The following is a 21,803-nucleotide window of genomic DNA, read 5'->3' as shown; positions in this document are numbered from 1 at the left end:
TCTCTCTCCGCCCCACGGTTGCATAACAGGCGCTCGCCGGGGAGATCGCCGGCAACGCTTTTTCAGCGATCCCGCGCCTTAAAAAAGGTACAATATGCCCTTCTGCACCGCGACAGGTGATCCGGTGTTGGGTGTAAGTTAACCGCAGGTCTTTTCATGTCAGTCAAAATCTTAACGTCAACGCTAATCGGTCTGGAGGCTTTCCGTCAGGACCCGCAGAGCGCCTTACAGCAGGCTGAAGACGGCATGCTGGCGGTGCTGGATAATTACACGCCGGTGATGTATGCCCTCACTCCCGCGCGTCTTGCACAGTTATTAGCCCTTGAAGCCGCCGCTCAGCAACCCAGTGATGTGGCGCTGGATGACAGTCTGTATGACGATGTTTCTGCTACGCTGCATAAACCCGTCGGCAAGTTTGCCATGTATGACGGCTGGCAGCCTGACGCCGACTTTACCCGCCAGGCAGCAATCTGGGGCGTCGCGCTCAGCGAGCCGGTGACGGCGGCAGAGCTGGCCGCCTTTGTGGCTTACTGGCAGGCCGAAGGCCGACTTTTTCATCATGTACAGTGGCAACAGAAGCTGGCGCGTAGCCTGCAGATGAACCGCGCCGCCAATGGCGGACAGCCGCGTCGCGATATTACGCAGATCAGCAGTACTGACTACGATATTCCCGATGGTTTCCGAGGTGAGTAATGAAAACGCCCAACGATCTGTTTAACCGTCTGAAAAGAATGATGCCAGCAGGAACCCGTCCCAAATTCACCAATGGTGAAGAGTTGCTGGCCTGGAACCAGGAACAGGGTCGGTTGCGTTCAGAAGCGATTGTGCGAGAAAACCGCGCGATGAAAATGCAGCGTATCATGGGGCGTTCTGGGATTCGTGATCTGCATATTAACTGCTCATTCGACAACTACCGCGTCGAGAATGAAGGTCAGCGCAAAGCCCTGGAGCAGGCACGCCAGTATGCTGCTAATTTTGAAGGAAACATCGCCAGTTTTGTCTTTGCAGGTCGGCCGGGCACAGGGAAAAATCATCTGGCTGCCGCCATCGGTAACGATCTGATTTTGCGTGGCAAGAGCGTGCTTATCGTGACTGTCGCGGATCTGATGTCCAGCATGAAAGGAACGTTCAGCGGCAGCAGTGATATCACCGAAGAGCGACTGATTCAGGATCTGAGCAGCGTGGATTTGCTGGTCATTGATGAGATTGGTATGCAGAGTGAATCGCGCTACGAAAAAGTGATTATTAACCAGATTGTTGACCGCCGCTCGTCATCTAAACGTCCGACGGGGATGCTCACCAATCTCGATCCCACCGGCATGAACGCCCTGTTAGGTGAACGCGTGATGGATCGTATGCGTTTAGGTAACAGCCTGTGGGTGCGCTTCGACTGGGAAAGCTATCGCAGCCGCGTCCGGGGTGACGAATACTGATGTTGCTGCCCGCTGAAGCGGGCGGTAGGGTTACTCCCCAGTTGCATGATCGTGTGGCCTGGCCCCCATTTCTGACGTAATCCCCTTATTCAGAGGACATTGCTATTTGGCAGCCCTCTCTGCCCAATGCTAAGTTTTCATTAGACATCAAACTAATAAGACTTCATTGGCGGTGGGCGTTCCCCCGCCGCTGTTCACCTCTGGGGTAAGCCGTCATGAAAGCAACTGGCAAAGGGCCTGCATTGATGCGGCTGAATAATCAAAAGCGCGTAATGGCTCAACTGCGTCAGCTGCGCATCACATCGCGCCAGGATCTGGCGCAGATACTGGCGCTCAGCAAAAATACCGTGTCACAGATTATTGATGATCTGCTGGAAAACGGTTGGGTTCAGGAACTAGGTAAAGCCAGCGTTTCTTCGGCTGGCCGTCCTAAAATTCACATTACCCTGCGCCCGGAAAAGCTGGTCAGTGCCGGTATCATGGTGGAAAAAAACCTGATTCACTGGCAGATCTGCGATTATTTTTCACAAACGCTTGCCGAACAGACAATACGGACGGACACCAGTAAACCTGGCCCGACCCTGGCTGAAATCGGCGCCCTGTGCGAAAAATTAATTGAAGCCTGGCCAGGCTTGCTGGGGATTGGGCTGGGATTTCCTGGTGTCGTCGATTCCCGGCGAGGCTGGATGCATTTATCGACCCATCTGGGCTGGCAGAACGTCGATCTGGCCAGTCAACTGCGCAAACAAATCACCCTGCCGATTCGAATTATGAATAACGTCAGGGCCGCAGCGCTGCTGTCTGTACAACAACTCAATCTGCCTGCTGAAGGCGGGCATTTTTACTTGCGCATCGCGGAAGGGATTGGCGGCGCACTGGTGCAGCATGGCGTAGTTTTTACTGGCAACAGCTGGACCGCCGGTGAAGCAGGTCACCTTACCGTCCAGCCAAACGGCCCTCGCTGTAGCTGTAATCGGCAGGGTTGTCTGGAGGCGATGATCAGTAAACCCGCCATTAATCAGCAACTGGCCCAACGCCAGCCGGGATTAACCTGGCACAGTCGTGACAGCGCACCGAACATCGTAAATGAAGTGATGCAGTTGGCAGGCAACTATCTGGGCATCGCGCTAAGCCAAATCATGTTGTTACTGAATCCTGCCACGATCATCATTGACTGTCCCTGGAGTGTCAGCCCGACCTTTTGTCAGGCCGTGCTCAATCAGACACAGGCCAACAAACTGGCGTTTATTGCGGCCCATACGCAGGTACATTTTCTGCAATCGCATCTGGCCCCGGCGACCGGGCTGGCGCTAGCCATTATCGAACAGATGGAGCAGCGCCTTGAGTAACAGGCCACTGAGCGTGGCCCGGTGGCTTAGCGCTGGCGAAAATCGGGAATAACCAGATCGCCACGCATTACTGAGGAATGTAACACGCTCTGCGTCTGTTGATTCAGTGCCTTCACAATACGCGCGGCCATGGCATCCATTGAATATGAAATAGCCGGAATCGTCGGGATACCGGGCAGATCCAGCGTGCCGGCCAGACTAAAGACCATAATGTCTTTTGGCACCTGCTTATTGAACGCCTGCAACTGAGGAATCACTTTTTGTGCCTGCTGTTCATCAGCCACCAGCAATGCATTGAAATTGAGCGTGGAGGCATTGTTCAGAAGTTCCTGCAACGCCACTGAAGAAGATGGCGTGTCCATAAAGACCAGATTGCGGTTAAAAGGCAGGAAATTTTTTTCCAAGACATGTTTATAGCCCAGCAGAACCTGATCGGCAAAGCCCATGCCCTCGGGATGAATCAGAGCAATTTGACGACGATTTTGACTGATAAGATAGTTACAGGCCGTTTCCGCTGCAAAAGCATGATCACGCTGGATACTGTTCACTTCTTCGCCGGATTCCAGACAATCCACCAGCATCACGTTTGGCTGACGCAGGTTTAACGGAAAGCGCGCGCCGATAATTAAGACATCATCACATAACCCACAGGTCAACTCACTGAGACAGGTCATCACGTCCGCTTTCGTGTTGGCGAAACGAAGTAACAGGTGTTTTTGATGCTGACTGAAATGTTTCTCCAGCGCATAAAGGTAACCCGTCGTCTGATTGATATTTTCCTGCGCACAAATAACACCGATACAGCCCGTAGACTGACTCAGTAGTGACTGGGCGATGACATTTGGACGATAATTCAGTTCATCCACCGCTTTTAACACCGCAGCCCGACTGGCCTCTTTCACCCCACGTGACCCACTCAACACGCGCGATACGGTGGCTTTAGACACGCCAGCCAGTCGCGATACATCGTTGATAGTAGACATCATTTTCCCCTAACAGAACCAAACGGCTCCCTGAAAACTGACCGAAACGGTGGCTTAATTTTTCGCCACAGGCAGTATAGCGTTTTCATTTTTTCATGGAAACCGATTTTCCGTTTCTACTCAATAATGATTTTTACCGCTTAATTTAGTGATCTGAATCGTAATTAAACACCCGTTATCAGCCAGAGCATGATGCCTGTCACACTTTCTTTTGCGACAAATGGAAACCGGTTTCCATATCGTATCAAATCATCCCCGTAACAAGTTTTACACGTAAAGGAGCGTTCTCATGATCAGGATTATGTTGTGCTGTTCGGCAGGTATGTCCACCAGCATGCTGGTGCGCAAAATGGTAGAGGTGGCGGATCAACGCGGCCTCGCTGTGCAGATTGATGCCTGGGGCATTGCCGAGTTTGATACGCAGTTTCCAACGTATCAGGTTGTGCTGCTCGGCCCGCAAGTGAAGTACATGTTAAACACGCTTTCAGAAAAAGCTGCCACCTACGGTATTCCTGTCCGGGCTATAGATATGACGGACTACGGTATGCAACGCGGTGACAACGTGCTGGATTACGCTCTGTCGCTTATTGAAGCGACACACTAAAAGGTGTCATTTATGGGTTCGTTATATCAGTCAATGGTGACGGTGATTGAACAGGCTATTACGCCCCTCGCCGGAAAATTGGGTCAGCAAAAGTACGTTATCGCTATTCGTGATGGTTTTACGGCGGCCCTGCCGTTTATGATTATTGGCTCGTTCATGCTGGTGTTTATTTTCCCGCCCTTTTCAGCGGATACCACCAACAGCTTTGCCCGGGCCTGGCTCGACTTTTCGGTCACTTATCGCCAGCAACTGATGCTGCCGCTTAATCTCAGCATGGGCGTCATGACCTTCTTTATCTCAGTCGGCATCGGTGCCAGTCTGGGCCGACAGTTCAACCTTGATCCCATCATGTCAGGTTTACTGGCTTTTATGGCCTTTTTACTGGTGGCAGCGCCCTATGCTGATGAAAAGATCTCTACGCAGTACCTGTCCGGTCAGGGAATTTTTACGGCCCTGATTACCGCGATTTATGCCACCCGTGTTTATGCCTGGCTCAAACAGCATAACGTCACGATTCGCCTGCCCAAAGAAGTCCCCACTGGCGTCGCCCGTTCTTTTGAGATTTTAATTCCGGTATTGGTGATCATTGGCACCCTGCATCCGCTTAATCTGTTTATTGAAGCCAAAACGGGCATGATTATTCCTCAGGCGATTATGCATCTGCTGGAACCGCTGGTATCCGCCTCGGATTCCCTGCCAGCCATCTTGCTGTCGGTGCTGCTGTGCCAGATTTTTTGGTTCGCCGGTATTCATGGCGCACTCATCGTCACTGGCATCATGAATCCCTTCTGGATGGCTAATCTCTCCGCCAATCAGGCCGCTCTGGCAGCCGGTGCGGCGCTGCCCCATGTCTATCTGCAGGGCTTTTGGGATCACTATCTGCTTATCGGCGGCGTCGGTTCCACTTTGCCGCTGGCCTTTTTACTGCTGCGCAGCCGGGTACTGCATCTGCGTACCATCGGCAAAATGGGCGTGGTTCCCAGCTTCTTTAATATCAATGAGCCGATCTTATTTGGTGCGCCCATCATCATGAATCCCCTGCTGTTTATTCCCTTCGTCTGCGTCCCGATGATTAATGCCGTTCTGGCCTATACCGCCACAAAACTGGGCTGGGTTGCGCAGGTCGTTTCGCTGACGCCCTGGACGACGCCCGCGCCGATTGGTGCTTCCTGGGCGGCCAACTGGGCGCTTAGTCCACTGGTCATGTGCCTGATCTGCATGGTGATGTCGGCACTGATGTACTTACCTTTTCTGCGCGCTTACGAACGCAGCCTGATCAAAGCAGAAGAGAAAAAAATTCAGGATACCGTGCCCGCAGGCAATACCGTGCACGGTCATCCCCAGGCTTAAGGAGTCAGTCACATGCACTACCGTTTTCCCGACAATTTCTGGTGGGGCAGCGCCAGTTCGGCGTTGCAAACCGAAGGCTGTAGCCTTCAGGGCGGTAAAAGCGCCACTACCTGGGATCACTGGTTCGCACACCAGCCGCATCGTTTCCATCACGGTATTGGCCCGGCCGATACCTCCGGCTTTTATCAACACTGGCGGCAGGATATCGCGCTGCTAAAAGCGTTAAAGCACAACAGCTTTCGCACCTCGCTGAGCTGGGCGCGGCTCATGCCGGACGGAGCGGATGAGATCAATCCCGAGGCCGTCGATTTCTATCACCGGGTCATTGATGAATTACTGGCGCAGGGGATTACGCCGTTTATCACGCTGTTTCATTTCGATATGCCGCTGGCCCTGCAGGAGAAAGGGGGCTGGGAAAACCGCGAAGTGGTGCAGGCGTTTGGCCGCTACGCGCAGCGCTGTTTCGCGCTGTTCGGTCACAAAGTGAAGCACTGGTTTACTTTTAATGAGCCCATTGTGCCGGTTGAAGGCGGCTATCTGTATGATTTTCATTATCCCAACGTGGTGGATTTTAAACGCGCCGCTACCGTGGCCTTTCATACCGTACTGGCACATTCCCTGGCGGTACGAGCCTGGCGTAACGGCGGCTATGATGGCGAAATAGGCGTGGTACTGAATCTCACACCGTCCTATCCGCGCTCAACGAATCCGGCAGATGTCAACGCAGCACAGCATGCCGATCTGCTGTTTAACCGCAGCTTTCTCGATCCGGTTCTCAAGGGCGAATATCCGTCTGCGCTGCTGGACTTATTAAAACAGCATGACCATTTGCCACACTGCCTGCCTGGCGACAGCGCCTTGCTTGCCGACGGCATCATCGACCTGCTGGGTGTCAATTATTATCAACCGCGCCGGGTGAAGTGCCGGGACAGCGCCGTCAACCCTGACGCACCGTTTATGCCGGAGGCATTATTCGATCATTACGACATGCCTGGCCGACAAATGAACCCATACCGCGGATGGGAAATCTATGCGCCGGGTATTTACGATATTCTGATCAACCTGCGCGATAATTACGGCAACCCTCGCTGCTTTATTTCTGAAAATGGAATGGGCGTCGAAAATGAACAGCGTTTTATTCAAGACGGTAAAGTTCAGGATGATTACCGTATCGAATTTGTTTCCGAACATCTTAAATGGCTGCATAAAGGCATTCGCGAGGGCTGTCATTGTCTGGGTTACCATATGTGGACCTTTATCGACAACTGGTCCTGGCTGAATGGCTATAAAAATCGCTATGGCTTAGTGCAGCTCGATCTGGAAACACAACAACGTACGATAAAAAAGAGCGGGAATTGGTTTGCTAACGTTGCCGAAAATAACGGTTTTGACTGAGAGCGATAATAATGATTGAACTTGAAGACGCTGTAATGACGATTATCGTCAATTCAGGACACGCCCGCAGTTTGTGCTTTGAAGCCCTGCAGGCGGCGCGGCAAGGCCAGTTTGACGAGGCCCATGCGCGCCTCAAAGAGGCCGACGACTATTCCCGCAAGGCCCATCAGATGCAAACCCGGTTAATTGAACAGGATGCTGGCGAGGCCCGACAGCCGATGACATTAATTATGGTCCATGCTCAGGATCATTTAATGACGTCGCTATTAGCCCGTGAATTATCAGAAGAAATAATTCATCTCTATCAACGGTAATTTGATCGCTTAATACAGGAGAACGCCTGACAAAAAACATCCCTCTGGAAAGAAAACATACTCTACAAATCAACTTGTTTTGGTGACAGTCAATAAGCCGAAACGGGCGGGTTATTATCTGAAAACAACAGCACGCGTCTTTCGGGTTAATTCGTGTTAACCCGAAGGATGAGGTGTAAACGAGATAACCATGAACATGATAAAAACATTTTCACTTCCTCTGGCGGTGAGCGCCGCGCTGTGCCCGATTGCCGGCCTCGCACAGGAATTCACGCAGGAACAAATCGACGCTATCGTCGCCAAAGCCGTCGATAAAGCTTTAGCAGAGCGTCAGGCTAAGATGGATGCCGCCGTCGCGAAAAAAACGGATGTGATAACAGAACCGCAGAGTCCTGCACAGTCACCGGATATGGCCATTCCTTTTGGCGTGAAGTTTAGCGGCTACGCCCGTTATGGCGCGCATTACCAAAGTGGTGACCAAAAGTATGTCAACGTTGATGGCTCTTACAACGGCGCCTCCGGTATTGGTCGCCTGGGGAACGAAGGTAACGGCGGCGAATTCCAGCTCTCTAAAGCGTTTAAAAGCACGAACGGTGCCATCTGGGACGTGAACGTGATGATCGATCACTGGGGCGATGAAGTGAACCTGAAAAAAGCTTACGCTGGCGTGACCAACGTGCTGGCCTCGAATCCCAATGCCTATCTTTGGGCCGGACGGGACTTTCATCAGCGCCCACAACAGAACATCAATGACTATTTCTGGATGAACCACGATGGTCAGGGCGCGGGCGTAAAAGACTTTGACGTAGGCGGGATAAAATTTGACCTTGCTGCCGTCGCGGCGGTGGAATCCTGTAATCCTGAAGTGCTTAGCGATGAATCCAATCCGTCACGCATTACCTGTACGGGCGGATCGGGCACCGGCGATAAAGGAAACTATGCCGCCACATCTAAAATCCACGGCATCAAACTGGGGCCGCTGGATCTGGAGATGTATGCCAATTACGGTTTCGACTCTAAGGCCGTGGAAAGCGAGGATCGCCTCAACGCCTGGCAGGGTGCGTTTGTCGTAAGCCACACCACCGATCATGGCGTCAATAAAGTGATTGCACGCTACTCAGACAATGCGGATAACAGCGTTTACAGCAAAACCCATGGCCTCAGCACGCTTTACACCAGCTTTGAAGGTAAGCACCTGTTTACTCAGCAGGCGCAGGTGGAGTATCTGCTGGCCTATCACGATTATGACAACAGTCGACTGAAAAGCGACAACCGGAAAAACTACGCTGCCATTGTGCGCCCGATGTATTTCTGGAATGACGTGCACTCCACCTGGCTCGAAGCCGGTTATCAACGGGTCAACTATGATGAAGGCGGTAGCAACAACGGCTGGAAGCTGACGCTGTCGCAAAATATCGCTATCGCGATGGGACCGGAGTTCCGTCCCATGCTGCGCTTCTATGTGACGGGCGGCAAGGTCGATGATGCGCGCACCGCACGCGTGAATGGCCGGGAAAACGATACTCTGGACGACTTCAATCTGGGTGCGATGTGGGAAGCCTGGTTTTAAGACGATACACGGGTCGTCTACGGCCAGTGTGAGGCGGTGTCCGGATTTACCTGCAACGATAAGCAACCCTCGTCCCTCGGGCATTTCTGCCGTATGCCCGATTGGGTGGTAAGCTGTACGAAGGGCGCGCAGCACCGCCTTGCCGTGTCAACGCGACATTCACCTCAGCGACCTGATAAGGAAAAGCACCATGTCGGCAATCGGTAATACATTTCATCACATCGGTATTGTGGTTCAGGATATTGAAGCCAGTGAAGCCTGGTATAGCCAAATGCTGGGATTTACGCGTCTGTATGATTATGGCTGGCCGGGCGTACAGGTTGTTTTTATTGCGCGGGGCAATGTGAAACTGGAGCTGTTTCAACATGCGCAGGCCACCCCGATGGATCCACAGCGGCAACGCGCAGAAACCAATCTGAAAATCGGCGGTATCAACCATTTCGCGCTTCAGGTCGACGATCTCAATGAGGCGGTTGCGGAACTGCAGGCAAAAGGTGTCGAGATCGTTTCCCCGCCCCGTGCCGTACCCAACGGCGATGGCGATCGTTTCGCTTTCATTCATGATAACGAGAAGATGCTCGTCGAGCTTTTTCAGCCCGGCCGCTAATCCGCCTCCTGTCTGGAATGATTTCACTCGCGACGGGGCGAACGCGCGCGTCGCCTGATAGAACCTGACAAAGGCTTTACGCTACCCCTTTTCCTTTAAATACCCATATGAACCCTGTCACAAAACGCGCATTCGGTTTTTCGGGCTGGTTAAACGCCCACCCGCCCGGCAAACTTGTTAAAGCCTTGTTGCACATAGCCCAATGTAATTGTTAACGGCCATTAATGCGCATAGCGCATCAGTCGATGAGTTTATTGCGCTTATTTACTTTATTTTCCTGATCCAGTCTTCAGCAACAGGCGCAGCAAAAAGCGTCAATGATAAACTGGAGATACCGATGCATTCCTCGACTTCACCTATGACCACTCGCGCCAGAATCGGCGCCATCTTGCGCGTTACCTCGGGCAACTTTCTGGAACAGTTTGACTTCTTTCTGTTTGGTTTTTATGCCACCTACATCGCGCATACTTTCTTTCCGGCGAGCAGTGAGTTCGCCTCACTGATGATGACCTTTGCCGTCTTCGGCGCAGGTTTCCTGATGCGCCCGATCGGCGCCGTGGTGCTGGGCGCTTATATTGATAAAGTCGGCAGACGTAAAGGATTGATCGTAACCCTGTCCATTATGGCTACGGGCACCTTTCTGATCGTATTAATCCCGTCTTATCAGAGCATTGGCCTTTGGGCCCCGATGCTGGTGCTTATCGGTCGCCTGTTGCAGGGCTTCTCTGCCGGTGCCGAACTGGGCGGCGTGTCTGTTTACCTGGCCGAAATCGCTACGCCAGGCCGTAAAGGCTTCTATACCAGTTGGCAGTCGGGCAGCCAGCAGGTCGCCATTATGGTTGCCGCTGCCATGGGCTTTGCCCTGAATGCCGCCCTGGAAGAGAGCGCGATTCGTGAATGGGGCTGGCGTATTCCGTTCCTGTTTGGCTGCCTGATTGTGCCTTTCATTTTCTTTCTGCGTCGTAAGCTGGAAGAAACGCAGGAATTTAATGCTCGCCGTAAGCATCTGGCGATGCGCGAGGTCTTTAAAACCCTGTTAGCTAACTGGCAGGTAGTGGTTGCGGGCATGTTGATGGTGGCGATGACCACAACAGCGTTCTATCTGATTACCGTTTATGCCCCCACCTTCGGCAAGAAGGTGCTGATGCTCAGTGCGTCTGACAGCCTGCTGGTTACGCTGCTGGTGGCCATTTCCAATTTCCTCTGGCTGCCGGTCGGGGGTGCCCTGTCGGACCGCTTTGGACGTAAGCCGGTTCTGATTGCCATGACGTTGCTGGCCCTGGCAACGGCTTATCCGGCCCTGACGCTGCTGGCCGAAGCACCGAGTTTTACGATGATGCTGACCGTACTGCTGTGGCTGTCATTTATCTACGGCCTGTATAACGGTGCGATGATTCCTGCCCTGACCGAGATTATGCCAACCGAAGTTCGGGTGGCGGGCTTTTCACTCGCTTACAGCCTCGCAACGGCTGTCTTTGGCGGATTTACCCCGGTGATTTCAACCGCATTGATAGAGTACACCGGCGATAAAGCGTCACCCGGTTACTGGATGAGCTTTGCTGCCGTCTGTGCCCTACTGGCGACGCTGTATCTTTACCGCCGCAGCGCTGTCAATTTACAACCCGCCGTTAAACATTAAGTCAGGGACTCCATTATGAAACGACTATACCGATCACTCCTTGCCACCCTCGTGCTTTCAACCGTCAGCACGACGGTACTGGCAAAGGACGTGACCGTGATGATCTCTGGTGGCTTTAAAGCCGCCCTGGAGAAACTCACGCCTCAGTTTGAAGCTCAAAGCGGTGACAAAATTATCCTGGTATCCGGCCCTTCAATGGGTAAAACCCCGCAGGCAATCCCTAACCGCCTGGCACGTGGTGAAAAGGCCGATGCGGTCATTATGGTAGGCAATGCGCTGACTCAGCTGGAAAAAGACAAGTGGATAAAACCCGGCTCACGCGTGGAGCTGGCTGACTCGCCGATTGGTATTGTCGTGAAGCAAGGCGACGCTAAGCCCGCAATTAAGACGGATGACGAATTACGTCAAGCCTTACTGAGTGCGAAGTCTATTGCGTATTCCGATAGCGCCAGCGGTCAGTATGTCAGCAGCGAGTTGTTTAAGAAGTTAGGCATTGAAGACAAAGTCAAAGACAAAGCACATCAGGTCGAACGTATTCCTGTCGCCTCGGAAGTGGCAAAAGGCCACTATGCACTGGGACTGCAGCAGGTCAGCGAACTGCTGCCCGTCAAGGGCGTGACTTTTGTTGGCGAGTTGCCTGACGATGTCCAGTACATTACCCGCTTCGCGGGTGCTGTCCCGGCGAAAGCCGCGCATCCGGAAGCAGGTAAAGCGCTACTTGATTTCCTGGCCTCAGCCCAGGCGCAGGCGGTCGTTCACGCAACCGGTTTGCACTCGGTGAAAACGCAGCAGCCTGTTACGCAGCGTGATACTGTTCAGTAATGAGCTTTTCCAGTTCTGCTGCAATATACGACTGAATGCGTCCGCTGCGTCTGAGCAGCCCTACAGTACGTTTCACCACCGGATCGGTGAGGGGTAACTGCACCAGCACCGAATGACCGGATGACGGCATCGACATGGCGGGCACGGCAGCAATGCCGATTCCCGCTTCAACCATACCGAGCATCGTGGTCACATGTCGGGTTTCACAGATACTGGGACGCGCCGGAACAACATGACCCAGGGCAGAATCCAGCAGGTTGCGATTACCCGACGTCTTATCCAGCCCCACATAATCCTGCTGATAAAATTCCTGCCATGTCAGCCCTTTACGGCTGGCAAGCGGATGGTCGTGTCGGCAGGCGACAACATAAACATCCTCAACCAGGGGTAAAAATTCGGTGCCAGGCGGTGGATTGCCGGAGAAGCAAATGCCAAAATCTGCCTGACCACTGGTTACCGCCTCGATCACGTTGCCTGCGCTGCTATCAATGATTTTGACGCGTACGCGAGGATAGCGGGCCTGAAAGCGGCGAATGACATCCGGCATAAAATAGTAGGCCGCAGAGGGTACCGTCGCCACCGTCACCAGTCCGGTCCGATCCTGGCTGACTTTACTGATATCGGCCATAACCTCTTCAAAATTAGCGAGCAGCTGCTCCGAACGTGCGGCAAATGTCTGACCATAAAGCGTAAGCGTAACCCGGCGCGTGGTTCTGTCGAACAGCTTAATCCCCAGTGCCGTTTCCAGCTTTTCAATCCTGCGGCTCAGGGCCGACTGGGACAGGCAAATGGACTCCGCTGCAATGCGGAAATTGCCATATTCGACCAGGGCGCGAAACGCGTACAGATCGTTAAGATCGAAATTAACCGGCATGGCGACAGACATTCCCGTGATGTTGAAAAGGCTGGAACCATAGTGCCTTATCGCTTAACAGCAAACAAAGTGAAATATGCGCGAAACGGCGGGTGTTAAGCGAGGAAACCGGTCACCCGTAAAGGCAGGCGACCGGAAAAAATACTCAGACAGGATGTGGCGTGGATGAACGGGAAACGTTTCTGACCGCTTCCTCGACGCGCTCAGAATTGCTCTGAATACTGGCGATTACCTCACCCGCCTGACGCATCAGATTGACTCCACGCGCCGTGTTTTTCAGGTTATTTTCGATGTCTTCCAGCACCTTTTTCGCCAGCTGATTATTACTGGACACCACACGTCCTATTTCTTCTGTCGCTTCGTTAATACGTGCCGCCAGCGTGCGTACTTCGGCGGCTACGATGGCAAAACTGCGCCCCGACGTGCCGGCGCGGGCAGCCTCAATGGCTGCATTCAGCGCAATAAAGCGCGTCTGCTCGGCGATATTGCGAATGGAATGCACCATATCGGCAATCCGGTCAGACTGGCCGTTCAGGCCAAAGACATCCGCCGAAACGCTGTTCATCTCATTGGCGATTTTCGCCATCGTTCTGACGCTGTCTTCGATGACATCGGCACCCGTTACCGAGCTTTCACGTGTCTGTTGCGCCATCTTCCATGCGTGCTGAGCGGCTTCGTTTTCCTGCTGGTTTTGCAACACCTGCTCCGTCACATCCGTCGCGAATTTCACGATCTTATATAACCGTCCTTCGGTATCAAAAACCGGGTTATAGGTTGCACGCAGCCAGATGGTTTTACCCTGGCTGTTAAGGCGCGGATACTGGCCGGAAAAAAATTCGCCCTGGTTCAGGCGTTGCCAGAACTGCTGATATTCCTGGCTGTTACGCAGTTCCTCAGAGCAAAACATACGGTGATGCCGCCCGAGGATCTCATCGGCTTTGTAGCCGGTCGCTTTCAGGAAGTTTTCATTCACCTCCAGTACTTCCCCGGCCTTATTAAATGCAATGACGGCCATTGAGCGGCTGATCGCCTGTACCATGGCATCCTGCTGCTGCGCTTCGCTGATACGCTCGGAAATATCAGCCGCCAGCTTGATGACCTTAATGACCCGACCCTGCCGATCTTTTACTGGCACATAGCTGGCTTCCAGCCAGACGGGATGATTATCTTTGCCTAAACGCAGGTATTTACCGCTGAAGCTCTTGCCGCTGGCCAGCCGTAGCCAGAACTGGCGATACTCGGCTGAGTTGACCAGCGAGGGCGAGCAAAACATGCTGTGATGACGACCCACGATTTCTTTTATCTCATAGCCCATCTTGTTGAGAAAAAGATCATTTGCCCGAAGGATCGTGCCTTCCGGCGTAAACTCGATGATCGGAATGGCATCATTCAGTGCTTTGAGCGAATCGGCGGCGTGTTTATGCTGGTGTTTTGAGAAAAGGGAAAATAATTTTTTTAGAATTGTCATTTTTATACTGCCATGTTGAGTGGTCTGGAGAGTTTATCGGCAGAAGAAAGAGCAGGCTTGAGACAATGGAGAATAAACAGGCAACAGATTGTGACCGGGCTAATAACGTTAATTAAAGGATGAATACAACGCCCTTTATTTTTTGGCCGCGTTAAAACGTAATGACTGACATTAAGTGGAAAATTATTTGCACACCGGGTTTACGTCACTGTCGACATAAACCGTCCTTTTCACGCTCTGCAGCGACCAAAAAAAAGCTGCCATCAGGCAGCTCTTTGCGCATCTTTCAACACGACGCGGTTATTTATACAGCTCGGCGGTCATGTGGACACGGTCGTTCGTGTTGGCTTCGATGATTCTGTACTGCGCACCCTGCTGTTCAGCCTGGGCTGCAATTTTCGCTTCGGTACCATCAAGGGTGGAACCAGTTGCGGTGACAGTTTGCGCAAAAGCAGAGGCTGACATCAGTGAAAGCGCAGCAACGGCAGCAAGGGAAAGTGTTTTCATGGTTTTCATAATCCGGTTCCTTATCATGTAAGCGGGAAAGCAGTGTGCTTTCGATGGGAGTAATGATAACCATAGTTATTAATACAAAGTTAACAATAAGTGCCGCAATTGTGATCCTGCTATCTATCACGCTGATAGCTAAAACCTCATGCCGACGTTGCGGAATTGACATATAACGTTTTTGGTAAGGGTGACTGAGGCAGGAAAAGCAGAGGCTCAGCGCGAGCTGCAGCTATATTTCACGTTTTGCTATGCCAGGGATTAAGGATATCTCACCTGTCTGGCAGATCTTATCTGCGCACTAAGGGCGGTTAACTGCGAAGGTTGTGCGCTTTTAAGCGCACACATCTTGATGACTGCTGCCAGACGACAAACAGGATAATGCTTTATTGCTTGCGCACGTTAGTACGTAGCGCGCCCTTTTCCCCTGTTGGTTTCTTACGTGTTAACCCATGGCTTAGATTCCAGAGAGCGGATGGGTTTGTTTGTCACGGCTTTCGGCTTTCGGCTTTCGGCTTTCGGCTTTCGGCTTTCGGCTTTCGGCTTTCGGCTTTCCAGGTAAGCAAAGCGCACTAAAATTTGCCAGTAATCCTGAAAAATCATGCCTTTTCGCCCTCCTCCGCTCTTTTCTTTAACTACCTGTTTTTTCCTGTGGCAAAAGCGACTGGAATATTACGCGTTAATGTGCGTCTTTTCATCGGGGTGATATAGTCTGCTGAGAGGCTTTATCAGCGCCATCTGCGCGCTGATATTTTGTGGAGGAGAGCTTTATTAATGGCGCTGTACGCTCTGGACTGGTTTAGTCGCAATGGTATGGAGTGCTCGCGCGTTAAAGCGCATAACGCAACCTTTCCAAAACACACGCACGATGAATATGTGCTTAGCGCCAACCTGTCGGGCATTGAGGAAATCACACTTAATGGCCAGACACTGCAGGTCAATGCGGGCCAGATCACTCTGTATAATCCGGCCAGCATCCAGTCTTCACGCTTCGATCAGCACGGCGCTGAATTCCTCAGCATCCATATTCCGCAGACGCTATTAAAAACATTCAATCTCAGCCAAAATCTCAGCAGTCACTGTGAGGCACCCGTTTTAACTGAAGGCGTTTTCACGCATCAGGGGTTATTTAACGCTATATGTCGCTATGCCCAACTGACACAACACCATGACAGCGAAGAGGAAGAGCAGGCACTTTTGCTGTTGTGCGCAGAACTGTTCTCTGAGAAAGTCACGCGAGATGCCGTGGTCGATAAAGACCTGGACCGCATCATTGCTTTTATGCGCCAGCATGTGAACATGAAGCTTACGCTGAATGCATTGGTGCAGGTAGCGGGAATAAGCAAATACGCGCTGGTGAGGCGTTTTACTGCTTATACCGGGCTTCCACCTTTGCAGTATCACATGCAGCTTCGCCTGTGTGCAGCGCGGGCGCTTCTGCGACAGAATCAGCATCCTCTGGACGCCGCGCATCGCCTGGGATTTTACGATCAAAGCCATTTTATCAATGCGTTTCGCAAAGTAATGGGCACCACGCCCAAACACTATGCTTCACAGGTAGGTTCAGGAAAGCAAAAATTCTTTATAACCTGAAACGATGACGTAAAAAGCAAAACAGGCAAAGATAAGGGCAGAAAGCATGTAGGAATATCTCAACAACTTTTGTCCTAATAGCCTGCCGCCCACGCTGCCAACCAGACAGAGCACACCCGTCCATATCACCCCGGCCAGAAAAAAACCGCTCAGAAATAGCGTGGTTCCGGTAAGGTTTTGCTCCCCGAAACGGGAAATGAGCGCGCCACCCACCGTCGCAAACCACAGAATGGCGGTGGGTGAGGACAGGGCCAGTACAATTCCGCGACGGAACTCACGGAACAGCGACAGCCTGACAGTCACCTGTGATGTGTCGATATCGTTAACTGTACTGAAGGCAGCCATCAGCATTTTAACGGTGAACCCTGTCAGCAGAAGCCCTCCACCCGCCCAGATTATCCATCGCACTATCTCGAATTGCAGTAACACCGCCATGCCCGCCAGCGCAAGCACGGCATAAAAAAGATCGCCTATACAGGTGCCGATGCCCAGCGAAAATCCCTGAAAATACCCCCGCTGCATTGCCAGCGTAATCATAGCGATGTTGGCAATGCCGATATCCAGACACAGTGACAGACTTAAGAAAAACCCCGTTGAAAAGGACATCATCGCACTGCACTCCTGCACGAAAGAACCTCGCGCTGCGCCACCTGATATGTGCCTGTAAATTCTGTAAAAAGAGCCCATTCCGGAGAGCGAAGCGTAAACTGAAGCGGCGTCATTGAGTTCCCTGCCTGAACGTGAGTGATACCTTATTTCATTCTTTTACTCAGCTCAGGTATTGGAAAAAATTGCAGCGAAGGGATGAAGGGAGAGTCAGCCGACGGGGAAAGGGAATAAAGCGGGCGGTACGACATGATCCGCCCGGGGAACCTGGAGCAGAATAATCAGGCGGTGGTGTTAATGTTCCGCCCTACAGCCGGGTTCGCGGGAAGGGCAGTAACGCCTTCCACCAGTGTAGTGATGGTATCTGCCTGTTGGTTCAGGGTTTTCTTTAACAGCGTCGCATTAGCTTCACCACGTGCCTGCCATTGATCTAACCCTGCAGACAGCGTTGTGAGTTGCTGAATATCCATGCAGTTGCTCCTTATGTTGACTGAGCCCCAAACGGGGGTCACATAATACTGGCGACGGATTTCGCCAGTGGCGCATAAAGTATCGGCTCTGAGTATTAAAACTTTAGTGCCAGTTAAATATTGGAAAAATTTATTAATCCAGAAGAATCACACGATACACGACTTATTCGTAACAACATACTCCAGCCTCCAGGGTAATACTTACAATTTTTTTAGGATTTTTAAATTTCATAATTGTTTAACTTGTTTAACAACGCCACTCTATTTTATTCTGGCCCTGTTCTTAGGAGTTCCTTAACAAAAAACAGGATGATAAAAATGAAAAAAAGCATTTTTGTAATGATGATGATGGCAGGGGCTTCAGCAAGTGTTCATGCTGAGAAAACATCTTATACACCCGATTTATCAGCTGATAGTTTCAGTGTATCTGCTTCAACAGGTATGCTGGGCGGTAAATCAGGAGAACTTGTTTACGACCCTGATACTGGACGGAAAATCAGTCAGCTTGACTGGAAGATAAAAAACGTTGCCATTCTGAAAGGTGACATTTCATGGGATGCCTACCCATTTCTGACGCTTAACGCGCGTGGGTGGACTTCTCTGGCCAGTGGTTCCGGCCATCTGGATGATTATGACTGGCAGGATAGCAATCAAGGTAACTGGACCGATCATTCCTCGCATCCTTATACGCGTATGAACTACGCAAATGAATACGATCTCAATCTGAAAGGCTGGTTCCTGCAGGGAGATAACTACCGAGTAGGCGCTGTAGCAGGCTATCAGGAAACCCGATTCAGCTGGACTGCAATTGGCGGTTCTTTCAATTACGACAATGGTACGCTGGTAGGAGATTTCCCCAGAGATCAAACAGGTATCGGTTACAGTCAGCGTTTTTCAATGCCATATGTAGGATTGACAGGACGCTATCGCATCAATGATTTCGAATTTGGTGCTTTACTTAAATTCAGCGACTGGGTGAATGCTCACGATAATGACGAGCACTATGTGCGCCAGTTAACCTTCCGCGAAAAAACATCCAGTTCACGCTACTACGGTGCATCTGTTGATGCCGGTTATTACGTTACACCTAACGCAAAAGTCTTCGCTGAATTTACTTACAGTAAATACGAAGAAGGTAAAGGTGGCACACAAATTTTTGATAATGTAAGTGGCCAGTCCGGGAATATTGATGGTGACGCAGCAGGCATAGCAAACCACAATTATACGGTTACAGCAGGATTGCAATATCGCTTCTAATTAGACGTTAATAATTAAGGCGAAACATAGTTTCGCCTTTAAATTTAAATATTCCCAGAAAGTTATTCTGATTTGGTAATAACAACTGCTATATATGATTGCAGTTTCAAACAAACCGCGGCACAAAACTCACCGGAAAATTCAGCGAATTCGCGATAAAACACGCATCGTGAGCATGGTGGTGCAGCGCTTCTGCGCGCGCAGCGTCTGCCGGATCGCGCAATGTGACCAACGGCTTCAACGTGATTTGCGTGAAATGCCCCCGCTCACCCTCGACCATTGTGCCCTCCGCCGCATCCTCATAAGCCTCGACGATGATACCAGCATCAGCGCACAGATGCAGATACCATAATTTATGGCAGGCGGACGCCGAGGCCAGCAACAGTTCTTCGGGATTCCAGCGCGTGGCATCGCCCCGAAAGGCCGGATCGGCACTCAGTGCGATGGTCGCTTTCCCCTCAGCGGCAAGCTCACCATTGCGATCGTACGCGGTGTAGGAATCTGTACCGCTGCCACGGTTACCGGTCCAGCGAATGTGAATATGGTAATGATGTTCCCGATTAGCCATCTTGCATCCTTTTAAAGGCTGAAGGTGATTCTGGAGACAGTGCCCATCGTGATTTCAGGCCTGTAGCCCAGCGGATTGATGCTCAGAGCCTGATGTTATAACGGACAATATCATCCACCTGTGCCAGCTTATCGTACAATCTGCGGGCAGGATTGTTTTCATTTGTCACCCAATATACTTTCGCCCAACCCAGTTCACGGGCTTCATCGCAGACTGCTACGATTAGGGCTTTTCCCGCACCTACGCCGCGCTTGTTTTCCTTAACAAAGAGATCTTCCAGATAGCATACGGGCTGGGTGACCCAGGTCCCTTCGTGTATCACGCATATCGCGAAACCGATCACGCTGCCGTTGTGTTCGGCGAGTCGACATATGAGCGCGGAGTCAGGTGAATGGATTCTCTGCCAGGTAGATAGCGTGACGCTCTCATCCAGGTGATGACCATAAAACAGCAGGTAATCTTTCCAGAGCCCCAGCCAGGCTGCGTAATCATCCGGCAGGGCATTACGAACGTTAAGCATTGACGTTCCTTTTAGTCAATGGGCCAGATAACTCGCCGCTGTAATGCCATGACGACGCTACACATCGCGGATACGAAAACAGCGACTGACGGCTTGTTGGAGCCTGCTCAATCAGTAAAGCAGCTGTCTCCCTCAGAAGCTATCTTAATTCGATGGAGTCTGTAAAATCGTGGCTGATGACCATAATAACGATGACAGCGCAGGCGCATTCAACCAGGGTATTACGAATGGCTGTGGAATTTTGCGATTCCTACTTAAGCGAGGCAGCGGCCCAGCCCTTTCTCAAAGAAAACCATAATATAAAGAAGTATATTTTCGACAGTCTGTCAGAAAAGCACTGAACTACACAGTCCCTCAAAAAAAGGGTGACCATGGATCATGGTGATTGTTAAACAGAGTGACAGCAAGCTCTGCCACACTGTTTAACAGAACATAACCTCAGAAAATTTTGAATAATTAATTATATAAATCAACGAATTAAATCTTTTATAGCTACTTTAATATGCCTTACGGTGTTACTCAGTTGAATATATTCATTCTGACATTCTCGTCTTGTCTTTCAGAGAAAATATAAGTGGAAAGCCAGCCCAGGACATTCGGACCGGCTTCCTTATAGATGATGGCGACAGGTCATCGGTTCATTCATGTACTCACAGAAATGCCAACGTCGCCTTCTTACGCCACTTCTCCATTTTCCTGCCTGTACTCTTTCGGTGTCGTCGCATAGCTCTTCTTGAACACCGAATAGAAATACTGCAATGAGGGATAACCACACATCTGCGAGATCTCATTGATACTGAGTGACGAGCCCGCCAGCAGTTCCTTTGCCTTTTCCAGCTTTTCGCGATGGATCATGGCGTGAATCGTATCGCCGGTTTCGTCACGGAAACGCTTCTCCAGGTTAGAACGCGACAGGCCAATGGCATCCAGTACCTGCTCCACCTTAATGCCCTTACAGGCGTTAAAACGGATAAAATGCATCGCCTGAATCACTGCAGGATCGTGCAGCGAGCGGAAATCGGTTGAGCGGCGGGCAATCACTTTCACTGGCGGTACCAGAATGCGCTGGAGCGGCAGAACCTGCTTATCCAGCAGGCGGTGTAACAGCTTAGCGGCCTGATAACCCATTTGTCGTGAACCCTGAACTACCGAGGAAAGCGCGACGCGAGAGAGATAACGGGTCAGTTCTTCGTTGTCGATGCCAATTACGCACAGCTTCTCAGGCACCGGAATCTTCAGGTGCTCGCAGGCCTGCAGCAGATGACGCGCACGTGCATCAGTGACAGCAATAATGCCGGTATGCGGGGGAAGGGTTTGCAGCCAGTCGGCCAGGCGGTTTTGCGCGTGCTGCCAGTTCTCAGAGGCGGTTTCCATGCCCTGATAAACCACGCCCATATAGCGCTCACGCATGACGCGTTGGCGAAACGCCAGTTCGCGCTCCTGTGCCCAGCGTTTACCACTGGAAGCCGGCAAACCGTAAAATGCAAAACGGTTGATACCGCGCGCTTTCAGGTGCAGGAAGGCACTTTCCACCAGCGCGCTGTTGTCGGTGGCAATGTAGTGTACCGGCGGGTAATCCTCTTCACGATGATAGGAGCCACCCACACCGACGACCGGCACCGCCACGTCTGCCAGCGAACGCTGAATGGCGCTGTCGTCATAATCCGCAATCACGCCGTCGCCCAGCCACTCATGGATATTGTCAATGCGGCAGCGGAAATCCTCCTCAATGAAAATATCCCAGTTTGTCTGTGAAGCCTGTAAATACTCGCCAACGCCTTCAACCACCTGACGATCGTAAACCTTGTTGGCGTTAAACAGCAGGGTAATGCGGTATCGTTTCTCATGCATAGTGGCAGCGTCCCGTTAACTCC

Annotated in this window: 22 protein-coding genes; 13 read left to right on the top strand and 9 right to left on the bottom strand. The window is 51.5% G+C overall.

Features of this window, described 5'->3' with window-relative positions:
- Positions 1 to 156 precede the first annotated feature (156 nt).
- From dnaT to RAC90_RS14630, 3 genes are all read left to right on the top strand, one after another.
- A complete protein-coding gene (dnaT, locus tag RAC90_RS14640) occupies positions 157 to 693 on the top strand; it encodes a primosomal protein DnaT (RefSeq protein ID WP_006121358.1) in 537 nt (178 codons plus the stop codon).
- Positions 693 to 1,433, top strand: a complete 741-nt coding sequence (gene dnaC / locus RAC90_RS14635; RefSeq protein ID WP_006121359.1) for a DNA replication protein DnaC — start codon at positions 693 to 695, stop codon at positions 1,431 to 1,433. Before dnaT ends, dnaC begins: the two co-directional genes overlap by 1 nt.
- Positions 1,434 to 1,648: 215 nt before the next feature.
- The gene (locus tag RAC90_RS14630) at positions 1,649 to 2,782 is read left to right on the top strand and encodes an ROK family protein (RefSeq protein ID WP_375124498.1); all 1,134 of its coding nucleotides are present in this window, start codon (positions 1,649 to 1,651) and stop codon (positions 2,780 to 2,782) included.
- A gap of 26 nt (positions 2,783 to 2,808) precedes the next feature.
- Here RAC90_RS14630 and RAC90_RS14625 read toward each other — a convergent pair whose 3' ends face one another.
- Positions 2,809 to 3,765: a LacI family DNA-binding transcriptional regulator gene (locus RAC90_RS14625; RefSeq protein WP_375124515.1), complete on the bottom strand. Its 957-nt coding sequence runs from the start codon at positions 3,763 to 3,765 to the stop codon at positions 2,809 to 2,811.
- 289 nt (positions 3,766 to 4,054) lie between these two features.
- Here RAC90_RS14625 and RAC90_RS14620 point away from each other — a divergent pair, with 289 nt between their 5' ends.
- From RAC90_RS14620 to RAC90_RS14585, 8 genes are all read left to right on the top strand, one after another.
- Complete coding sequence (locus RAC90_RS14620; protein WP_006121363.1) at positions 4,055 to 4,369, top strand: PTS sugar transporter subunit IIB; 315 nt, start codon at positions 4,055 to 4,057, stop codon at positions 4,367 to 4,369.
- A gap of 12 nt (positions 4,370 to 4,381) precedes the next feature.
- Positions 4,382 to 5,719 (top strand): PTS sugar transporter subunit IIC, encoded by a 1,338-nt coding sequence (locus RAC90_RS14615; RefSeq protein WP_375124497.1) that lies wholly within the window; start codon positions 4,382 to 4,384, stop codon positions 5,717 to 5,719.
- Positions 5,720 to 5,731: 12 nt separating this feature from the next.
- On the top strand, positions 5,732 to 7,114 hold the full coding sequence (locus RAC90_RS14610; RefSeq protein ID WP_375124496.1) for a glycoside hydrolase family 1 protein: 1,383 nt from the start codon (positions 5,732 to 5,734) through the stop codon (positions 7,112 to 7,114).
- 11 nt (positions 7,115 to 7,125) lie between these two features.
- Positions 7,126 to 7,428, top strand: coding sequence for a PTS lactose/cellobiose transporter subunit IIA (locus tag RAC90_RS14605; protein ID WP_072021690.1), 303 nt, complete (start codon positions 7,126 to 7,128; stop codon positions 7,426 to 7,428).
- A 190-nt stretch (positions 7,429 to 7,618) separates the two neighbouring features.
- Positions 7,619 to 8,998, top strand: a complete 1,380-nt coding sequence (locus tag RAC90_RS14600) for a carbohydrate porin (protein ID WP_375124495.1) — start codon at positions 7,619 to 7,621, stop codon at positions 8,996 to 8,998.
- 190 nt (positions 8,999 to 9,188) lie between these two features.
- On the top strand, positions 9,189 to 9,605 hold the full coding sequence (locus tag RAC90_RS14595; RefSeq protein WP_375124494.1) for a VOC family protein: 417 nt from the start codon (positions 9,189 to 9,191) through the stop codon (positions 9,603 to 9,605).
- 337 nt (positions 9,606 to 9,942) lie between these two features.
- Positions 9,943 to 11,244, top strand: a complete 1,302-nt coding sequence (locus RAC90_RS14590; protein WP_033737399.1) for an MFS transporter — start codon at positions 9,943 to 9,945, stop codon at positions 11,242 to 11,244.
- A gap of 15 nt (positions 11,245 to 11,259) precedes the next feature.
- Positions 11,260 to 12,066, top strand: a complete 807-nt coding sequence (locus tag RAC90_RS14585) for a substrate-binding domain-containing protein (RefSeq protein ID WP_054634765.1) — start codon at positions 11,260 to 11,262, stop codon at positions 12,064 to 12,066.
- Here RAC90_RS14585 and RAC90_RS14580 read toward each other — a convergent pair.
- The 3 genes from RAC90_RS14580 to RAC90_RS14570 all read right to left on the bottom strand — a co-directional run bounded on the left by RAC90_RS14580 (position 12,041) and on the right by RAC90_RS14570 (position 14,924).
- A complete protein-coding gene (locus RAC90_RS14580; protein ID WP_033737398.1) occupies positions 12,041 to 12,940 on the bottom strand; it encodes a LysR family transcriptional regulator in 900 nt (299 codons plus the stop codon). The two genes, RAC90_RS14585 and RAC90_RS14580, sit on opposite strands and share 26 nt — an antisense overlap.
- A gap of 145 nt (positions 12,941 to 13,085) precedes the next feature.
- Entirely contained in the window at positions 13,086 to 14,408 is a 1,323-nt protein-coding gene (locus tag RAC90_RS14575) for a methyl-accepting chemotaxis protein (protein ID WP_375124493.1), read from the bottom strand.
- 300 nt (positions 14,409 to 14,708) lie between these two features.
- On the bottom strand, positions 14,709 to 14,924 hold the full coding sequence (locus RAC90_RS14570; RefSeq protein ID WP_033737256.1) for a YdgH/BhsA/McbA-like domain containing protein: 216 nt from the start codon (positions 14,922 to 14,924) through the stop codon (positions 14,709 to 14,711).
- 765 nt (positions 14,925 to 15,689) lie between these two features.
- Between RAC90_RS14570 and RAC90_RS14565 the strand changes: the two genes are divergently transcribed.
- Positions 15,690 to 16,508 (top strand): AraC family transcriptional regulator, encoded by an 819-nt coding sequence (locus RAC90_RS14565; RefSeq protein ID WP_110268677.1) that lies wholly within the window; start codon positions 15,690 to 15,692, stop codon positions 16,506 to 16,508.
- Here RAC90_RS14565 and RAC90_RS14560 read toward each other — a convergent pair.
- Both RAC90_RS14560 and RAC90_RS14555 read right to left on the bottom strand, forming a co-directional pair.
- Complete coding sequence (locus RAC90_RS14560; RefSeq protein WP_033737253.1) at positions 16,479 to 17,117, bottom strand: LysE family transporter; 639 nt, start codon at positions 17,115 to 17,117, stop codon at positions 16,479 to 16,481. The two genes, RAC90_RS14565 and RAC90_RS14560, sit on opposite strands and share 30 nt — an antisense overlap.
- 278 nt (positions 17,118 to 17,395) lie before the next feature.
- Complete coding sequence (locus tag RAC90_RS14555; RefSeq protein ID WP_006121221.1) at positions 17,396 to 17,584, bottom strand: YjfB family protein; 189 nt, start codon at positions 17,582 to 17,584, stop codon at positions 17,396 to 17,398.
- Positions 17,585 to 17,902: 318 nt separating this feature from the next.
- On the opposite strand from RAC90_RS14555, the gene RAC90_RS14550 reads away from it, so the two are divergent.
- A complete protein-coding gene (locus RAC90_RS14550; RefSeq protein ID WP_033737252.1) occupies positions 17,903 to 18,841 on the top strand; it encodes an omptin family outer membrane protease in 939 nt (312 codons plus the stop codon).
- A 106-nt stretch (positions 18,842 to 18,947) separates the two neighbouring features.
- On the opposite strand, the gene RAC90_RS14545 is transcribed toward RAC90_RS14550, so the two are convergent.
- From RAC90_RS14545 to xylR, 3 genes are all read right to left on the bottom strand, one after another.
- Entirely contained in the window at positions 18,948 to 19,409 is a 462-nt protein-coding gene (locus RAC90_RS14545) for an OsmC family protein (protein WP_205957111.1), read from the bottom strand.
- An 82-nt stretch (positions 19,410 to 19,491) separates the two neighbouring features.
- Positions 19,492 to 19,929 carry a GNAT family N-acetyltransferase gene (locus RAC90_RS14540; protein WP_205957112.1) on the bottom strand — a complete coding sequence of 146 codons (438 nt, stop codon included), beginning with the start codon at positions 19,927 to 19,929 and terminating at the stop codon, positions 19,492 to 19,494.
- A 675-nt stretch (positions 19,930 to 20,604) separates the two neighbouring features.
- The gene (gene xylR, locus RAC90_RS14535; RefSeq protein ID WP_033737245.1) at positions 20,605 to 21,780 is read right to left on the bottom strand and encodes a D-xylose utilization transcriptional activator XylR; all 1,176 of its coding nucleotides are present in this window, start codon (positions 21,778 to 21,780) and stop codon (positions 20,605 to 20,607) included.
- Positions 21,781 to 21,803: the final 23 nt, after the last annotated feature.

Source organism: Pantoea sp. CS_6 (assembly GCF_041954745.1).
GTDB lineage: Bacteria > Pseudomonadota > Gammaproteobacteria > Enterobacterales > Enterobacteriaceae > Pantoea > Pantoea stewartii.
This window is presented reverse-complemented; position numbering and strand designations above follow the sequence as displayed.